At 75.0% G+C, this 16,295-nt stretch carries 14 protein-coding genes and 1 pseudogene; 7 read left to right on the top strand and 8 right to left on the bottom strand.

The genetic code is table 11. The features are described from left to right. Positions 1-51 precede the first annotated feature (51 nt). Positions 52-1,767, top strand: a complete 1,716-nt coding sequence (locus tag AC07BS_RS08555) for an ATP-binding cassette domain-containing protein (RefSeq protein WP_478641284.1) — start codon at positions 52-54, stop codon at positions 1,765-1,767. Next, positions 1,764-3,653, top strand: a complete 1,890-nt coding sequence (locus tag AC07BS_RS08550; protein WP_478641283.1) for an ATP-binding cassette domain-containing protein — start codon at positions 1,764-1,766, stop codon at positions 3,651-3,653. The genes AC07BS_RS08555 and AC07BS_RS08550 overlap by 4 nt, the downstream gene beginning before the upstream one ends. On the opposite strand, the pseudogene AC07BS_RS08545 reads toward AC07BS_RS08550, so the two are convergent. After that, positions 3,579-3,965 (bottom strand): annotated as a pseudogene (locus AC07BS_RS08545) (LuxR C-terminal-related transcriptional regulator); the annotation flags it as partial. The gene AC07BS_RS08550 and the pseudogene AC07BS_RS08545 overlap by 75 nt on opposite strands. Before the next feature lie 304 nt (positions 3,966-4,269). Then, positions 4,270-4,935, bottom strand: coding sequence for a TetR family transcriptional regulator (locus AC07BS_RS08540; protein ID WP_478641281.1), 666 nt, complete (start codon positions 4,933-4,935; stop codon positions 4,270-4,272). 226 nt (positions 4,936-5,161) lie between these two features. Between AC07BS_RS08540 and AC07BS_RS08535 the strand changes: the two genes are divergently transcribed. The 4 genes from AC07BS_RS08535 to AC07BS_RS08520 all read left to right on the top strand — a co-directional run bounded on the left by AC07BS_RS08535 (position 5,162) and on the right by AC07BS_RS08520 (position 9,302). Continuing rightward, a complete protein-coding gene (locus AC07BS_RS08535; protein ID WP_478641280.1) occupies positions 5,162-6,517 on the top strand; it encodes a glycosyltransferase family 4 protein in 1,356 nt (451 codons plus the stop codon). A gap of 79 nt (positions 6,518-6,596) precedes the next feature. After that, positions 6,597-7,331, top strand: coding sequence for a class I SAM-dependent methyltransferase (locus AC07BS_RS08530; protein WP_478641278.1), 735 nt, complete (start codon positions 6,597-6,599; stop codon positions 7,329-7,331). Further along, positions 7,328-8,431, top strand: a complete 1,104-nt coding sequence (locus AC07BS_RS08525) for a prenyltransferase/squalene oxidase repeat-containing protein (protein ID WP_478931054.1) — start codon at positions 7,328-7,330, stop codon at positions 8,429-8,431. The genes AC07BS_RS08530 and AC07BS_RS08525 overlap by 4 nt, the downstream gene beginning before the upstream one ends. Before the next feature lie 76 nt (positions 8,432-8,507). After that, positions 8,508-9,302 (top strand): maleylpyruvate isomerase family mycothiol-dependent enzyme, encoded by a 795-nt coding sequence (locus AC07BS_RS08520; protein WP_478641276.1) that lies wholly within the window; start codon positions 8,508-8,510, stop codon positions 9,300-9,302. Positions 9,303-9,335: 33 nt separating this feature from the next. Here the strand turns inward: AC07BS_RS08520 and AC07BS_RS08515 are convergent, their stop codons facing one another. The 6 genes from AC07BS_RS08515 to AC07BS_RS08490 all read right to left on the bottom strand — a co-directional run bounded on the left by AC07BS_RS08515 (position 9,336) and on the right by AC07BS_RS08490 (position 15,112). Then, on the bottom strand, positions 9,336-10,346 hold the full coding sequence (locus AC07BS_RS08515) for an LLM class F420-dependent oxidoreductase (protein ID WP_478931052.1): 1,011 nt from the start codon (positions 10,344-10,346) through the stop codon (positions 9,336-9,338). A 185-nt stretch (positions 10,347-10,531) separates the two neighbouring features. Next, complete coding sequence (locus AC07BS_RS08510) at positions 10,532-11,398, bottom strand: hypothetical protein (RefSeq protein ID WP_478641273.1); 867 nt, start codon at positions 11,396-11,398, stop codon at positions 10,532-10,534. Between the two features lie 173 nt (positions 11,399-11,571). After that, positions 11,572-12,519, bottom strand: coding sequence for an N-acetylmuramoyl-L-alanine amidase (locus AC07BS_RS08505; protein ID WP_478931276.1), 948 nt, complete (start codon positions 12,517-12,519; stop codon positions 11,572-11,574). Between the two features lie 81 nt (positions 12,520-12,600). Beyond that, a complete protein-coding gene (locus tag AC07BS_RS08500) occupies positions 12,601-13,236 on the bottom strand; it encodes a class I SAM-dependent methyltransferase (protein WP_478641271.1) in 636 nt (211 codons plus the stop codon). Between the two features lie 107 nt (positions 13,237-13,343). Continuing rightward, positions 13,344-13,949, bottom strand: coding sequence for a response regulator (locus AC07BS_RS08495; RefSeq protein ID WP_478931274.1), 606 nt, complete (start codon positions 13,947-13,949; stop codon positions 13,344-13,346). A gap of 8 nt (positions 13,950-13,957) precedes the next feature. Next, entirely contained in the window at positions 13,958-15,112 is a 1,155-nt protein-coding gene (locus tag AC07BS_RS08490) for a sensor histidine kinase (RefSeq protein ID WP_478931050.1), read from the bottom strand. Between the two features lie 214 nt (positions 15,113-15,326). On the opposite strand from AC07BS_RS08490, the gene AC07BS_RS08485 reads away from it, so the two are divergent. Beyond that, positions 15,327-16,211, top strand: coding sequence for a MaoC/PaaZ C-terminal domain-containing protein (locus AC07BS_RS08485; RefSeq protein ID WP_478641269.1), 885 nt, complete (start codon positions 15,327-15,329; stop codon positions 16,209-16,211). Positions 16,212-16,295 lie beyond the last annotated feature (84 nt).

The following is a 16,295-nucleotide window of genomic DNA, read 5'->3' as shown; positions in this document are numbered from 1 at the left end:
CCGGCACGTCCGGCCGGGCCCCGGCCCGTGAAGAGAAGGGGGGTGTCGTCCATGGCCGTCACCGCCCCGCGCCCCGAGGCGGGCGCGCGCGGCGGCGACCGCGTCCTCGCCGCCGCGCTCCGGCACGTCGCCGGCCGAGCCCTGGCCCTCGCCCTCGTCTCCGTCGCGAGCACCGGCGCGGCCCTGCTGCTGCCCGCCGTCCTCGGGCACACCCTCGACCTGCTGCTCGCGGGGCGTCCCGGCGCCGGCCGCTGGGTGCTGCTGAGCACCGCGCTGATCTGCGTCCCCGCCGGGCTCGACGCCCTCGACGAACTCCTCACCGCCACCACCACGGCCCGCGCCACCACCCGGCTGCGCCACCGCGCCCTCGGCGAGATCCTCGCGGCCGGCCCCGGGGCGACGGCCCGCGTCCCCGCCGGCGACCTCGTCACCCGGCTCGTCGGCAACACCGCCCACGCCGGTGCGGCGCCCGCCTCCCTGGCCGGCACCGCCGCCGCGCTCGCCGCCCCCCTCGGCGGCATCGTCGCCCTGGGCGTCCTCGACCCCTGGCTCGCCGCCGCCTTCCTCGCCGGGGCGCCCCTGCTCGCCCTGCTGCTGCGCGCGTTCGCCCGCGCCTCCACCGACTCGCTCACCGCCTACCAGCGCCTCCAGGGCGACATCGCCTCCCGGCTGCTGGAGGCGCTGCGCGGCGCCCGTACCATCGCCGCCGCCGGCACGGCCGACCGCGAGCGGGAGCGCGTCCTCGCCCCGCTGCCCGCTCTCTCCCGCCACGGCCACCACGTGTGGCGGGTGCAGGGGCGCTCCGCCGCCCAGGCCGCCACGCTCGTGCCGCTGCTGCGGATCGCGGTCCTCGCGGTCGCCGGACTCCAGCTGTCCCGGGGGCTGCTGAGCGTCGGCGACCTGCTGGCCGCCGACCGCTACGCCGCCCTCGCCACCGGCGCCGGCATGCTCGTCGGGCAGCTCAACGCCCTGGTGCACGCCCGGACCGCCGCCGCCCGGCTGGCCGGCGTGGCGGACCTGCCGGCCCTCCGGTACGGCACCCGCCGGCTGCCGGCCGGCGGCGACGGCACGCTGCGGCTGACCGGGGTGCGCGCGGAACGCGGCGGGCGGACCGTGCTGCGCTCGGTCGACCTCGTCGTCCCCGGCGGCACCACGCTGGCCCTCGTCGGACGGTCCGGCGGCGGCAAGTCCGTCCTGGCGTCCCTCGCCGGCCGGCTGGCCGACCCGGACGCCGGTGAGATCACGCTCGACGGCGTCCCGCTGCGCGACCTCGCCCACGACGAGCTCCGCCGCGCCGTCGGCCACGCCTTCGCCCGCCCCGCCCTCCTCGGCGGCACCATCGCCGGCACGATCGCCCTCGGCTCCTTCGTCCCGCCACCGGAGGCGGTCACGGCCGCGGCCCGCGCGGCCCGCGCCGACGGCTTCGTACGGCGGCTGCCCGCCGGCTACGCCACGGCGGCGGCCGAAGCGCCCCTCTCGGGCGGCGAGGCCCAGCGCCTCGGCCTGGCCCGCGCCTTCGCCCACGCGGAGCGGCTGCTCGTCCTCGACGACGCCACCTCCAGCCTCGACTCGGTGACCGAACGCCGGGTCACCGCCGCGCTGCTGACGGACGTCGCGGCCCGCACCCGCCTGGTCGTCGCCCACCGCCCGGCGACCGCGGCCCGCGCGGACCGCGTCGCCTGGCTGGACGACGGCCGGATCCGGGCGGTGGGCACCCACGCGGAGCTGTGGCGGGACCCGGCGTACCGGGCGGTGTTCACCGGATGAGGCCGCCGGGGAGGAAACGGTCGGGGAGGCATACGTCGGGGAGGAAGCGGTGGCCGGCCCGGGTGGCGGCCGCCCTGGACGCCGGGGAGCGGCGCGCCCTCGGCGGGCTCGCCGCCTGGTCCCTCGTCGAGGCCGTGCAGACCTTCACCACCGGCTACGCCCTCGCCCGCGCCCTGGACGCGGGGTACCTCGCCGGGCGGCCCGGCACCGGCACGGCGTGGCTCGCGGCCGCCGCCCTGGCCGTCGTCACCGGGGCCCACGCCACCGGCCGGACCTACCGGGGCGTCGCCGGTCTCGTCGAGCCGCTGCGCGACCGCCTCGTCCGGCGCGTGGTCACGCGCGCGCTCGCGGACGGCGACGGCGCCGCCGTCTCCCGGCTGACGCACCAGGTGGAGATCGCCCGCGACACCTGCGCGGGCCTGCTGATGGTGGCGCGCACCTTCGTCGTCACCGCGGCCGGCGCCCTGGCCGGTCTCCTGCTGCTCGCGCCCGTCCTGCTCGCGGTCGTCGCGCCGCCCCTCGTCCTCGGCCTCGTGCTGTTCGCGCTGACGCTGCGTCCGATGGCCCGTCGGCAGGAGGCGTACCTGGCGGCCGACGAGGCCCTGGCCCGGTCGGCGGACGCGGCCTGCGCCGGCCTGCGCGACATCACGGCGGCCGGTGCCGAGGAGCTCGTACGGGCGGAGACGGGCGCCCTCGCCGACGAGGGGCGGCGCACCGCGACCGCCCTGGCCCGCTGGTCCGTCGTCCGGGTCGGGGCCCTGACCGTCGCCGGCCGGCTGCCCGTCGTCCCGCTGCTCGCCGCCACGCCCTGGCTGCTGCGGCACGGCGTCACCCCGGGCGCGCTGGTGGGCGCCCTCGCGTACCTGACGCAGTCGCTGCTGCCCGCGCTCCAGGCGCTGGTCCACGGTCTGGGCACTAGCGGGGCCCGGCTGGCGGTGGTCCTGCGCCGGCTGAACGCCCCACCGTCCGGCGCGGCAGGCATCCGGGCCCCGCTCCCGGCCCCGCCGCCGGGCGCGGCACCCGCCGGGGCCCCGGCCGTCGAACTGCGGGGCGTCACCTTCCGGTACGGCCCCCACGCCGAGCCCGTGCTGCGCGGCCTCGACCTGGTGCTGCCCGCCGGCGGCCGGCTGGCGGTCGTGGGGCCCAGCGGCGCGGGCAAGTCGACGCTCGCCGCGCTCGTCGCCGGCCTGCTCGCGCCGGACGCGGGGGAGGTACGGGTGGGCGGGGTGCCGGCCCGGGCCGAGGGGGCCGCGGCGCGCCGGGTGCTCATCCCGCAGGAGGCGTACGTGTTCTCCGGGACCCTCGGCGAGAACCTCCGCTATCTGCGCGAGGACGCGTCCGACCGGGAGGTGCTGGCCGCCGCCGGGGCCGTCGGCGCGGCCGGGCTCGTCCGCCGGGCGGGCGGGCTCGCGGCGCCGGTCGTGCCGGAGGAGCTGTCGGCGGGGGAGCGGCAGCTGATCGCGCTGGTCCGCGCCCACCTCTCGCCGGCGCCCCTGGCGGTGCTGGACGAGGCGGCCTGTCATCTGGACCCGGCCGCGGAGGCGCGCGCGGAGCGGGCGTTCGCGGCGCGGCCCGGGGGCGCCCTGGTGGTCGTCGCCCACCGGGCGGGCTCGGCCCGGCGCGCGGACCGGGTGCTGGTGGTGGACGGCCCCGGCACGACGGCGGGTACGCACGCGGAGCTGCTGGCGCGCTCGGCGCTGTACCGGGACCTGATGGGCGCCGACGGCTCAGACCCAGCCGGCGCAGCGGGAGATGCGGATGGCGTCGACGCGGTTGCGGGCGCCGGTCTTGCGGGTGATGGCGGCCATGTAGTTGCGCACGGTCCCGTTCGACAGGTGGAGGCTGCGCGCGATCTCGCCGACGGAGGCGCCCTCGGCGGCCAGTGACAGCACGCTGAGCTCGCGGCGGGTGAACGGGATCTCCGCGGCCTGGAGGAAGCCGTAGCCGAGCGACTCGTCGATGTAGCGCTCGCCCTTGGCGACCCGTCGTATGCCCTCGACCAAGCGGTCGGGAGAAGCGTTTTTGCTCAAGAACCCCAAGGCCCCCACCTCATAGGCCCGGCGCAGCGGCCCCGGCCGTCCGGCGGTCGCCAGGGCCAGCAGTGCTCCCCGCGCGTCCCCGGTGTCCCCGTCGGTACATCGCCCGCCCGCCGCCTCCCTGATGCGCCCGCACCCCTCACCCGCCCCGGGGCTGTCCATGTCGGCCACGTACACGTCCGGGCCGTGGGCCCGGGAGGCGGCGACGGCGCCCTGCCACGACGCCGAGGACACCTCGAGGTCCGGCTCTCTGCCGAGCCACGCCGCCAGGGCGGTGCGCAGCAGAAAGGTGTCGTGTATCAGAAGCACGCGTGTCACGTTGCTCTCCCGCTCCCGGTCGCGAACCACTTGGGCACGTCGGTAAATTCATACCGGCGGAGTCACCGCTTCGGGGGCGGTTACCCGCTACGCGGGGGGCGTAAGGGCGTGGGGGCGTACTCTCCCGGCACCGTCGGCGCCACGGGCGTCATGGACGGCGCGCGGGCGCCGTCCGGCCGGGGGCGGGGTCGATGAGGCGGCACACGGTCTCGATGTCGACCTTGACCTGGGCGATGGACGCCCGCCCGGACAGCCAGGTGATGAGCGCCGAGTGCCAGGTGTGCTCGATGACGCGCACCACGGACAGCTGCTCGGGTCCGGCGGGGCCCGGCAGGCCCATCGCGTCCAGGATGATGGCGGTGGTCAGCCGGGACACCATGTCGACCTCGGCGCTCACCGAGCGGTCGGCGAAGGTCAGCGCCCGCACCATCGCGTCGGCCAGGTGGGGTTCGCGCTGCATCGCGCGGAAGGCCCGCATCAGGGTCTGGGCGACGCGCGCGGCGGGGTCCTCGTCGGTCGGCGGGCGCTTGCGCAGGGTCGCGTGGAGCTGGGCCAGCTGGTCCTGCATGGTGGCCACCAGGAGGTGGACCTTCGAGGGGAAGTAGCGGTAGAGCGTGCCGAGCGCGACGCCCGAGGACTCGGCCACCTCGCGCATCTGCACCGCGTCGAAGCCGCCCCGGCCGGCGAGGTGGGTGGTGGCCCGCAGGATGCTGCGACGGCGGGCTTCTTGACGTTCCGTCAGGGGAGTGGTCGGCGCGGAGGCGGACGCCATCGACGCGGCAGACGTCAAAGCCGACTTGGGTTCCGTCGTCATATGTCCCGTTCCATGGCGTTTCGTACGACTCCAACCGGCGCTGTCGGTGCGCCCCGGACGGCACAGCATGGCAGGGGTCGCGTCGTGGCGCGAATCACCTGGCAGGGCTCTTTCCCGCCCCTGACATCCCGGTAGATTCAAGCTCCGACGACCCAGTCTGAAACTTGTTCTAGATTAGCGCGACCCGTTACGCTCCGGCGGAACAGCCAGCGAGAAGGAGGCCGGAGTGACCGCTGAGGCCACGGAGGCATCGCTCACGCGAGAGCACGGCCTCCTGGACGAGGGGGCCGGCGCGGAGGGCGACCGTCCGCTGCGCATCGCGCTGCTCACCTACAAGGGCAACCCCTTCTGCGGCGGCCAGGGCGTCTACGTACGCCACCTCTCCCGCGAACTCGCCCGGCTCGGCCACAGCGTCGAGGTCATCGGCGCCCAGCCCTACCCGGTCCTCGACGACGAGGACGACACCGCGCCCGGCACCGTACGCCTCACCGAGCTCCCCAGTCTCGACCTCTACCGCCAGCCCGACCCCTTCCGCACCCCGCGCCGCGAGGAGTACCGGGACTGGATCGACGCGCTGGAGGTCGGCACGATGTGGGCCGGCCGCTTCCCCGAGCCACTGACCTTCAGCCTGCGCGCCCGCCGCCATCTGGCCGCGCGCCTCGGCCAGTTCGACGTCATCCACGACAACCAGACCCTCGGCTACGGCCTCCTCGGCGGCCCCGCCGCGCTGGGCGCCCCGCTGGTCACCACCATCCACCACCCCATCACCGTCGACCGGCAGCTGGAGCTGGACGCCGCCGAGGACTGGAAGCGCCGCGCCGCCGTGCGCCGCTGGTACGGGTTCACCACGATGCAGAAGCGCGTCGCGCGCCGGCTGCCGTCCGTGCTCACCGTCTCCGGCTCCTCCCGCCAGGAGATCGCCGAGCACCTCGGGGTGCCGGGCGAGCGGATCCACGTCGTCCACATCGGCGCCGACACCGGGCTCTTCTCGCCGGACCCCGCCGTCGCCGAGGTGCCGGGCCGCATCGTCACCACCTCCAGCGCCGACGTACCGCTCAAGGGCCTGGTGCACCTGGTCGACGCGCTCGCCGCGGTCCGGTCCCGGAACCCGGAGGCCCACCTCGTCGTCGTCGGCAAGCGCGCCGAGGACGGCCCCGTCGCCGCGGCCATCCGGCGCCACGGGCTCGGCGACGCCGTCGAGTTCGTCAAGGGCATCACCGACGCCGAACTCGTCGACCTCGTCCGCTCGGCCCAGGTCGCCTGCGTGCCCTCCCTCTACGAGGGCTTCTCGCTGCCGGCCGCCGAGGCCATGGCCACCGGCACCCCGCTGGTCGCCACCACCGGCGGCGCCATCCCCGAGGTCGCCGGACCGGACGGGGAGACCTGTCTGGCCGTGCCGCCGGGCGACGCGGACGCGCTGGCCAGCGCCCTCGGCCGGCTGCTGGACGACGCGGACCTGCGGCGCCGCCTCGGCGCGGCGGGGCGCGCACGCGTCCTGGCGAAGTTCACCTGGCGCCAGGCGGCGATCGGCACGGCGGAGCACTACCGCAGGGCGATCGCGCACGCCCGTGGGCGTGCCTGATGCGGCGGCACGCACCGCGTCCCCCGTACCCGGCGGCCACCGCCGCCACCCACCCGACCCGCCGGACGAAAGCAAAAACGTGCTGACCGTCGATTTCTCCCGATTCCCGCTCGCCGCCGGCGACCGCGTCCTCGACCTGGGGTGCGGCGCCGGGCGGCACGCCTTCGAGTGCTACCGGCGCGGCGCCCGCGTCGTGGCCGTCGACCGCAACGGCGAGGAGATCCGGGAGGTCGCCAAGTGGTTCGCCGCCATGAAGGAGGCCGGTGAGGCCCCCGAGGGCGCCACGGCCACGGCCATGGAGGGCGACGCGCTCGCGCTGCCGTTCCCCGACGACACCTTCGACGTCGTCATCATCTCCGAGGTCATGGAGCACATCCCCGACGACAAGGGCGTGCTCGCCGAGATGGTGCGCGTCCTCAGGCCCGGCGGCCGGATAGCCGTCACCGTCCCGCGCTACGGGCCGGAGAAGATCTGCTGGGCGCTCAGCGACGCGTACCACGAGGTCGAGGGCGGCCACATCCGCATCTACAAGGCGGACGAACTCCTGCGCAGGATGGAGGAGGCCGGACTCGAGCCCTACGGCACCCACCACGCCCACGGCCTCCACAGCCCGTACTGGTGGCTGAAGTGCGCGTTCGGCGTCGACAACGACAAGGCGCTGCCCGTCCGCGCGTACCACAAGCTCCTGGTCTGGGACATCATGAAGAGGCCCAAGGCCACCCGGGTCGCCGAGCAGCTGCTCAACCCCGTCATCGGCAAGAGTTTCGTGGCCTACGCGACCAAGCCGAAGCTGTCCGCGGGCGCCGCCGAGTGACCGCCTTCGGCCCGGGCCCCGGTCGCACGGAACGCCTCGTCCTGCCCGGTGTCCTCACCGCCGACCAGGCGGTCCGCACGGTGGCCGGCATCGCCGCCGTCCAGCGCCCCGACGGCGCCATACCCTGGTTCCGCGGCCACCACCTCGACCCGTGGGACCACGTCGAGGCCGCCATGGCCCTCGACGCCGCCGGCGAGCACGACCGCGCCGAGGCCGCCTACCGCTGGCTCGCCGAGCACCAGAACCCCGACGGCTCCTGGTACGCCGCGTACGCCGACGGTGCCGCCGACGAGCCCACCGACCGCTCCCGCGAGACCAACTTCGTCGGCTACGTCGCCGTCGGCGTCTGGCACCACTACCTCTCCACCGGCGACGACGCCTTCCTCGACCGCATGTGGCCGACCGTCTTCGCCGCCGTCGAGTTCGTCCTAGCGCTCCAGCAGCCCGGCGGGCAGATCGGCTGGAAGCGGGAGGCCCCCGAGGACGGCGGCCGGGACGTCACCGACGCCCTGCTGACCGGCTCCTCCTCCATCCACCAGGCCCTGCGCTGCGCCCTGGCCATCGCCGAGCACCGCGAGGAGCCCCAGCCGGACTGGGAGCTGGCGGTGGGCCTGCTGGGCCACGCCATCCGCCACCACCCCGAGCGGTTCCTGGACAAGAGCCGCTACTCCATGGACTGGTACTACCCCGTCCTCGGCGGCGCCCTGAGCGGCCCGGCGGCCAAGGAGCGCATCGAGGCGCACTGGGACGACTTCGTCGTGCCCGGCCTCGGCGTGCGCTGCGTGCTGCCCAACCCCTGGGTGACCGGCGGCGAGAGCTGCGAACTCGCCCTCGCCCTGTGGGTGATGGGCGAGTCGGACCGGGCCGTGGAGATCCTCCAGTGGATCCAGCACCTGCGTGCCGAGGACGGCATGTACTGGACCGGCTACGTCTTCGAGGACAAGGCGATCTGGCCGGAGGAGCTCACGAGCTGGACGGCCGGCGCGCTGCTGCTCGCCGTCGCGGCGCTCGGCGGCGACGAGGCGACGACGGCGGTCTTCGGCGGCGAGCGGCTGCCGGTGGGTCTGGAGCCGGACTGCCCCTGCGGCGCGGAGGCGTAATCTCCGGTTCCGTTCTCGCAGGTCAACGGACGAGTGCGGCCGAGGAGTTGTCGTACCCGCGATCTACAGTGGCGTCATGACCCTCTTCAGCCATGAGCGTTACTGTGCCGAGGTGCTGGAGCAGACCGCGCGGATGCGCGAGCTGCTCCGCGGCGCCGACCTCTCCGTCACCGTCCCCACCTGCCCCGACTGGACCCTCGCCCAGCTCGTGACGCACGTCAGCAGCGCGCACCGGGGCATCACCGAGATGGTGCGCAACCGCGTCACCGACTTCACCCCGCCCAAGGGCGACGTCTCCGGCGTCGAGGGTGCGGAGGAGTTCGACCACGAGTCCCTCGACCGCCACCTGGCCGAGGGCGCCGAGGAGCTGGTGAAGGTCCTGCGCGAGGCCGGCCCGGACGTCGGCATGTGGTCCTTCGGCCGGGAGAAGACGTCCGCCTTCTGGGCCCGCCGCATGACGCACGAGACGGTCATGCACCGGGCCGACGCGGTCGCCGCCGTCGCCGGCGCGGAGTTCACCGTCGCCCCGGACGTCGCCGCCGACTGCCTCGACGAATGGCTGAGCATCGTCACCGCGCCCATGCCCAGGGCCTGGAAGCCGGCTCTCAACGAGCTCACCGGCCCCGGCCGCACCCTCCACCTCCACGCCACGGACACTCCGGCGGAGCTGAACGCCGAGTGGCTCATCGACGCCACCGGCGAGGAGGTCCACTGGCGGCGGGCCCATGAGAAGGCGGCCGTCGCCGTGCGTGGAACGATGACGGACCTTCTGCTCGTCCTCTACCGCCGCCTCCCCGTGGACAACCCCGGCATCGAGGTCGTCGGTGACCGTGCCGTGCTGGACGGCTGGCTGGAGAAGGCCTCCTTCTGACGGCCGCCGGGCAGGCGCCGGCCCTGCGCGGCCCTACGCGGCGAGTTCGGCCAGCACGCGCAGGGTGTGGGGGTCCGGTGCCGTCACCAGGAGGTCGGTGACCGGGCCCGCGCGCCACGCGTCGAGCCGCTCGGCGATGCGCTCGCGCGGGCCGACGAGGGAGATCTCGTCGGCGAACGCGTCCGGCACGGCCTCGACGGCCTCGTTCCGGCGCCCGGCCAGGAACAGCTCCCGCACGCGGCGCGCCCCGTCCTCGTAGCCCATGCGCGCCATCAGATCGGCGTGGAAGTTGCGGGTGGCGTGGCCCATGCCGCCGATGTAGAAGGCGAGCATCGCCTTCGCCGGGCGCAGGCCCTCCACCGGGTCGGCGCATACGTGCGCCCGGGCCATGGGTGCCACCATGAAGCCCTCGGCGGCGCCGGCGAGGGCCTCGGTGTACAGGTCCGTGCGCTCCGGCGACCAGTAGAGCGGCAGCCAGCCGTCGGCGATGCGGGCGGTCTGGGCGACGTTGCGCGGGCCCTCGGCGCCGAGCAGGACGGGCACGTGGGAGCGCAGCGGGTGGGTGATGGACCGCAGCGGCCGGCCGAGCCCGCTCGCGCCGGGCCCGGTGTAGGGCAGCGGGTGGAAGCGGCCGTCCAGGGTGACGGGCGCCTCCCGGCGCAGCACCTGCCGGACGACGTCCACGTACTCCCGGGTCGCCGTCAGTGGGCTCTGCGGGAACGGGCGTCCGTACCAGCCCTCGACGACCTGCGGGCCCGACAGGCCGAGTCCGAGCAGCAGCCGGCCGCCGGAGAGGTGGTCGAGGGTGAGGGCGTGCATGGCGGTGGCGGTGGGCGAGCGGGCGGCCATCTGGGCCACGGCCGTGCCGAGCGCGATGCGCCGGGTGTGGGCGGCGATCCAGGTCAGGGTGGTGAAGGCGTCGGAGCCCCAGGACTCCGCGGTCCATACGGAGTGATAGCCGAGCCGTTCGGCGAGCCGTACGACGTCCAGTTGACGGGGGTCCGGGTGCCGGCCCCAGTAGCCGAGGGCGAGACCGAGGCGCATTGGCGGACCTCCCGTCCGGACACACGCTGAACTGACGGATCGTCAGCTGAGCGGACGGAAGGACTGTAGGACCGTGCCGGGTGCGTCGGCAAGACACCGGCGGCCGGACGCGACGACGACCGCACAACGACGGCGGCCCGCCGGGGAGGAACCCCGGCGGGCCGCCGTACGGAGAGGCGCGCGACTCAGCCGCGCTGGATGCCCGTGGTGTCCTGGAGGACGCCGCGACGGCCGTCCTGCGTCTGGGCGACGAGCGCCGGACCGCGCTGGTCCACCGCCAGGTACCAGGTGCCGGGCGCGAGCTCGGCGATCGGCGTCTGCGAGCCGTCCTCCGCGTAGAGCGGACGGCTCACCGGCACGGCGAACCAGAACGGCGCGAAGTCACCGGCCGGGGCAGCGGCGGGCTGGCCCGAGGCCGCCGGCTGGGCGGCGGCACCGGCGTCGGCCTGCGGCTGGACCTGCGTCGGGCCCGGCTGGGCACCGTAGGGCTGCTGGGCCTGCGGGGCACCGTACGGCGACGGGGCGCCCGGCTGCTGCTGCATGCCGGCCTGGCCCGGGTAGCCGTAACCCGCCTGCGGGGCGCCGTACGGGGACGGGGCCTGCGGGGCACCCATCAGCGGGGCCTTGAGGGCCGGGGTCCGGGGGGTGAGCAGGGCGACGGCCGCCAGCGCGAGGTTGGCGATGAGCGCCAGGATCTGGCCGACGCCCGGGGAGACCTGGTCCGCGTCCGGCCCGCCGAAGATGGTCCACAGCGAGGACCAGGCGGCGGAGACGGCGAGCACCGTGCCCCACTGGTCGAGACCCAGGCCGAGCACCTTGCGGCCCTCGGGCTGGAAGCGCGAGGCGACGATGAGCCCGGCGGCGATGATCCCGGCGAGGAAGATCGACGGCAGTACGGGGAAGAGCTCGCTCTTCCAGCCCGACGGCTCCTTGGGGCAGAACGAGCTCTGTCCGCAGTCGTACGAGCGGAAGCTGAGGAACGAGGCGATGAACAGCAACACCGCTGCTCCGATCACCCCGCCGTCGCCTCGAGTGAGGGAGCGGATGTTCACCTAAAATCCTTTGTCAGTGCTGTCAGTAATCGTCGCTGTCGCCGGACGCGAGATGCCGGTGGTCGCGCGGACGCGGGGGTGGCGGCCACCCATCGTACGGTGAACCTATCGCCTGGGCGGCCCGGGCGTCCTCTTCGTATCACCCTCGTGACACGGTCGTGGCCTGCCGTTCCTTACCCGTGCAGGAAGTCCGTGATGCCGTTCGCGATCCCCTGCGCCGCCTTTTCGCGCCAGGCCTCGTCGGTGAGCCGAGCGGCGTCCTCGGAATCGCGCATATTGCCGCATTCGATGAAAACCTTGGGAATCGTCGAGAGGTTGAGGCCGCCCAGATCGCCACGTGTGTCGAGACCGCTGCCCTCGCCGATGTAATTCGACGGCCCGCTGCGCGTCGACTCCAGGAACTTGCCCGCGACGCGCGCCCCCAGCTCCTTCGACGGCCCGACGATGGCGGAGGTGTTCGCCGCGCCGCCGCGCACCGAGGCGGGCAGGATCACATGGAACCCGCGCTGTCCGGGCGCCGCGCCGTCGGCGTGGATCGAGATGGCCGCGTCGCCGTGCGCCGCGTTGCCGATGGCCGCGCGCTCGGTCACGCACGGCCCGAACGGCCGGTCGCCGTCATGGGTCAGCACGACCTTGGCGCCGCGCTCCAGCAGGATCCGGCGCAGCCGGTGCGCGACGTCCAGGCTGAAGGCCGCCTCGGAGTAACCGGAGTTGGTCTCGGTGCCGGTGGTGTCGCACTCCTTGTGGCCGGTGCCGATGTCGACCTGACGGTTGATCTCGGCGGTGTGCTCGTTGTTGCGGGTGTTGTGACCGGGGTCGACGACGACCACCTTGCCCTTGAGCGGACCGTCCGCCGCGGGCGCGTCACCCTGGACGCCGGCCGCGGGGGAGGCGGAAGGGCCGGTGGAGGCGGACGCGGACGGGGCGGAGGAGTCCGCCCTGGGCTGGCTGGGCGCCGGCGGCGAGGCCGCCGCGCCGGCGGCGGGGGACGCGTCGGAGGCCGGCGCGTGCCCGCCGCCGTGCGCGCTCTGCGCCCTGTCCTCGGCGCCGCCGTCGCCACAGCCCGCCAGGCCCGCGGCCAGGAACAGCACCGCAGCCCCGGCCGCGAGACGCCGGGTCATGGGGATACCGCTGCCGTAGGACACGCGAGCGAGCCTAGCGCCGGCACCCGGGCTACGGGACATGTATGGGAAGGAAGGCCGTCACACCGCACGCCGCAGAACGCGCAGCGAGCGGGTCACGGAGACCTCGGTGAACGCCCCGGACTCCAGGGCCCGGAGATACACGCGGTACGGCGCCTGACCGCCGTCGGCGGGGTCGGGGAAGACGTCGTGGATGACCAGCAGACCGCCCGGCGCCAGATGCGGCGTCCAGCCGTCGTAGTCGGCGTTGGCGTGCTCGTCGGTGTGACCGCCGTCGATGAACACCAGCCCCAGCGGCCGCCCCCACACCGCGGCGACCTGCGGCGAGCGCCCGACGACCGCGATGACGTGCTCCTCCAGGCCCGCCGTGTACAGCGTCCTGCGGAAGGTCGGCAGCGTGTCCATCCGGCCCACGCCGGGGGCGTCGTCCACGACCGACGGGTCGTGGTACTCCCAGCCCGGCTGCTGCTCCTCGCTGCCGCGGTGGTGGTCGACCGTCACCACGACGGTGCCGGCCGCGCGGGCCGCGTCGGCCAGCAGGATCGTCGACCGCCCGCAGTACGTGCCCACCTCCAGCAGCGGCAGCCCCAGCCGCCCCGCCTCCTCGGCGGCCGCGTGAAGGGCGAGCCCCTCGTCCAGCGGCATGAACCCCTTCGCCGCCTCGAAGGCGTCGATCATCCCGGGCTCGGGTGCCATGTCGTCCCCCGTCCTGCGTGTCCATCGGCTTTCGGTTTCGCGCCCCCATGCTGCCGTACGCCCCCGGCCGGCCCGGGGGCGGGGCCCCGGCCCCGCCCGCGCCCCGCCTACAGCCACCCCTGCTGCCGCGCCTCCCGTACCGCCTCCATGCGATTGCGGGTGCCGGTCTTGCCGATGGCCGCCGAGAGGTAGTTGCGGACGGTGGCGGGGGAGAGGTGGACCTTGGCGGCGATGTCGGCGACGGTGGCGCCGTCGACCGCCGCGGCGAGGACGTCGCGCTCGCGCTGGGTCAGGGGATTGGGCCCGGCGCTGAGCGCGGCGGCCGCCAGCGCGGGGTCGATGACGCGCTCCCCGGCGAGGACGCGGCGGATGGCGGCCGCGAGGTCCTCGACCGGGCCGTCCTTCACGAGGAAGCCGGAGGCGCCCGCCTCCATCGCACGGCGCAGATAGCCGGGCCGGCCGAAGGTGGTGAGGATCATGATGCGGCAGCCGGGGAGCCGGCGGCGCAGGTCGGCGGCGGCGTCGAGGCCGCTGCGGCCGGGGAGTTCGATGTCGAGGAGGGCGATGTCGGGCCGGACCTCCAGGGCCGTGGGGAGGATCGCGTCGCCGTCGCCGACCTGGGCGACGATCTCCAGGTCCTCCTCCAGGCCCAGCAGCAGCGCCAGCGCGCCCCGCATCATCCCCTGGTCCTCCGCCAGCAACACCTTGGTCAGCTCGCCGCTCACGTGGCCGGCCCCTCCTCGTCGTTGTCGTCCACCGGAAGCTCGGCCACGAGCCGGAACCCGCGCCGGCCGTCGGGGCCGGACGTCAGGGACCCGCCCGCCGCCGCCAGGCGCTCCGTCAGCCCCTTCAGGCCGTTGCCCCCCGCACCGGACGCGCCGGTCGCCGAGCCTACGCCGCGGCCGTCGTCGCAGATCTCCAGCCGTACCCGGTCCGGCTCGCACCGCACCTCGATCGCACACCGCCCGGCCCCGCTGTGCCGGACGACATTGGTGACGCCCTCGCGCACCACCCACCCCAGCAACGCCGACGTCTGCGGCGGCAGCACGGGACCCGACTGGCGGATCTCGGCCGTGATGCCGGAGGCGTCGAGGACCGAACGGGCGCTCTCCAGCTCGGCGGTGAGGACACCCTCGCGGTAGCCCGTCACCGCCTCGCGTATCTCCGTGAGGGCCTGGCGGCCCACCGCCTCTATGTCGGCGGCCTGGCCCAGCGCCGCCTGAAGATCCCGCGGTGCGAGCCGCCGCACCGCCTCCGCCTTCACCACGACCACCGACATGGTGTGCCCCAGCAGGTCGTGGAGATCGCGGGAGAAGCGCAGCCGCTCGCGCTCGACGGCGGCGTGCGCCAGCTCCTCGCGCGTGCCGCGCAGCTTGGCGTTGGCCTCGAAGAGGCGCAGCACCGTGGCCGCGACGAGGCCGGACAACGCCGTGCCCCAGACGACCGCGATCAGATTCGCCGTGGTGTCCTGGGAGGCCATGACGACGCCGACCGTGGCGCCGAGCACACCCAACGCCGCCCCGAGCCGGGCCCCGGCCCGCAGCACGACGCCCGCGGCGAGCGACAGCAGCGGGAAGCACAGCAGCCAGTCACCGCCGTAGCCCAGGGCCAGCGCGTAGGTGACGGCGGCCAGCCCGCCCAGCGCGACGAGCGGGAAGCGGGTGTGCCGCCGCTCCTCGTGCAACCCGGCGTGGACCGCCGTGTAGTAGAGGGCGACGAACACCAGCACGCCCAGGCCGCCGAGCCAGGGCAGCGGCAGCCGACCCCGGATCAGATCGACGACGTCACCGGTGACGAACAGCGGCCAGGGCAGGAACGTGCGCATCGTCGGCGGCTTCATCCGCTCCTCGTCGCCCGCCCACCAGCTCCTTCTCATGGCGCCGAGCCTACGGAACGCCCGCCGCGCCCCGGCAGGAGCGAATGTCCCTGGCCAACCGTGACATTTGTCTTCCCACCCCATCGGAGATCGGCTATACACAGGGCGTACCGCAGGGCTGTAGAACACGTTCTCTTCACCGGGACCGGCGCGTTCCCACCGAAACCGGCGGCGCGACGGCGGACCCGCAACGGCGTAAGGAGCACACCCCTCCATGCCCATCGACCCCGCCAGGGCCACCTCCGCCGAGCCGCGGACCGTCCCCCTCGCCTGGGACCACAAGGACGTCCTCCTCTACCACCTCGGCATCGGCGCCGGCGTCCCCGCCACCGACCCGGCCGAGCTGCGCTACACCCTGGAGAGCGCGCTCCACGTCCTGCCCTCGTTCGCGACGGTCGCCGGCGGCGGCACGGCCCTGGCCGGCGGTCTCACGCTGCCCGGCATCGAGGTCGACCTCGCCGCCGTGCTGCACGGCGGACAGTCCGTCACCCTCCACCGCCCGCTGCCCGTCCGCTCCTCCGGCGCCACCCAGACCTCACGCGTCGCCGCCGTCTACGACAAGGGCAAGGCCGCCGTCATCGTGCTGCGCGCGGACGTCGCGGACACCGAGGGCCCGCTGTGGACCGCCGAGAGCCAGATCTTCGTCAAGGGCGCGGGCGGCTTCGGCGGCGAACGCGGCCCGTCCGGCGGCCAGGGCGGCCAGGGCCGGCCCGCCGCCCCCACCACGCCGCCCGACCTCACCACCGACCGCCCGATCCGCGAGGACCAGGCCCTCCTCTACCGCCTCTCCGGCGACTGGAACCCCCTGCACGCCGACCCCGCCTTCGCCCGTAAGGCCGGCTTCGACCGGCCGATCCTGCACGGGCTGTGCTCCTACGGCATGGCCCTCAAGGCCGTCGTCGACACCGTCCTGGACGGCGACGTGACCCGGGTGCGCGCCTACGCCACCCGCTTCGCGGGCGTCGTGTACCCCGGCGAGACCCTGCGCGTCCGCATGTGGCGCGACACCCCGGGCCCCGGCCGGGTGCAGCTCACCGCCACCGCCGTCGAGCGCGAGGACGCGCCGGTGCTGACCGACACGGTCGTCGAGTACGTGTGACGGCGGGGGCCGCGGTGACACCCCGACGACCCCGAGGCGACGAACGCAGCGACACCGCAGCGACGAACGCAGCGACACCGCAGC

It is taken from the genome of Streptomyces sp. NPDC044063 (assembly GCF_056434285.1).
The sequence above is the reverse complement of the archived record's forward strand: the minus strand, read 5'-3'. Positions and strand labels throughout refer to the sequence as shown.

Bases quoted from the DNA above. Each gene is read 5' to 3' on its own strand.
- AC07BS_RS08500 (WP_478641271.1), bottom strand. From the start codon at position 13,236: ATGGCACCCGAGCCCGGGATGATCGACGCCTTCGAGGCGGCGAAGGGG.
- AC07BS_RS08485 (WP_478641269.1), top strand. From the start codon at position 15,327: ATGCCCATCGACCCCGCCAGGGCCACCTCCGCCGAGCCGCGGACCGTC.
- AC07BS_RS08520 (WP_478641276.1), top strand. From the start codon at position 8,508: ATGACCCTCTTCAGCCATGAGCGTTACTGTGCCGAGGTGCTGGAGCAG.
- AC07BS_RS08555 (WP_478641284.1), top strand. From the start codon at position 52: ATGGCCGTCACCGCCCCGCGCCCCGAGGCGGGCGCGCGCGGCGGCGAC.
- AC07BS_RS08505 (WP_478931276.1), bottom strand. From the start codon at position 12,519: ATGACCCGGCGTCTCGCGGCCGGGGCTGCGGTGCTGTTCCTGGCCGCG.
- AC07BS_RS08490 (WP_478931050.1), bottom strand. From the start codon at position 15,112: ATGAGAAGGAGCTGGTGGGCGGGCGACGAGGAGCGGATGAAGCCGCCG.
- AC07BS_RS08540 (WP_478641281.1), bottom strand. From the start codon at position 4,935: ATGACGACGGAACCCAAGTCGGCTTTGACGTCTGCCGCGTCGATGGCG.
- AC07BS_RS08515 (WP_478931052.1), bottom strand. From the start codon at position 10,346: ATGCGCCTCGGTCTCGCCCTCGGCTACTGGGGCCGGCACCCGGACCCC.
- AC07BS_RS08550 (WP_478641283.1), top strand. From the start codon at position 1,764: ATGAGGCCGCCGGGGAGGAAACGGTCGGGGAGGCATACGTCGGGGAGG.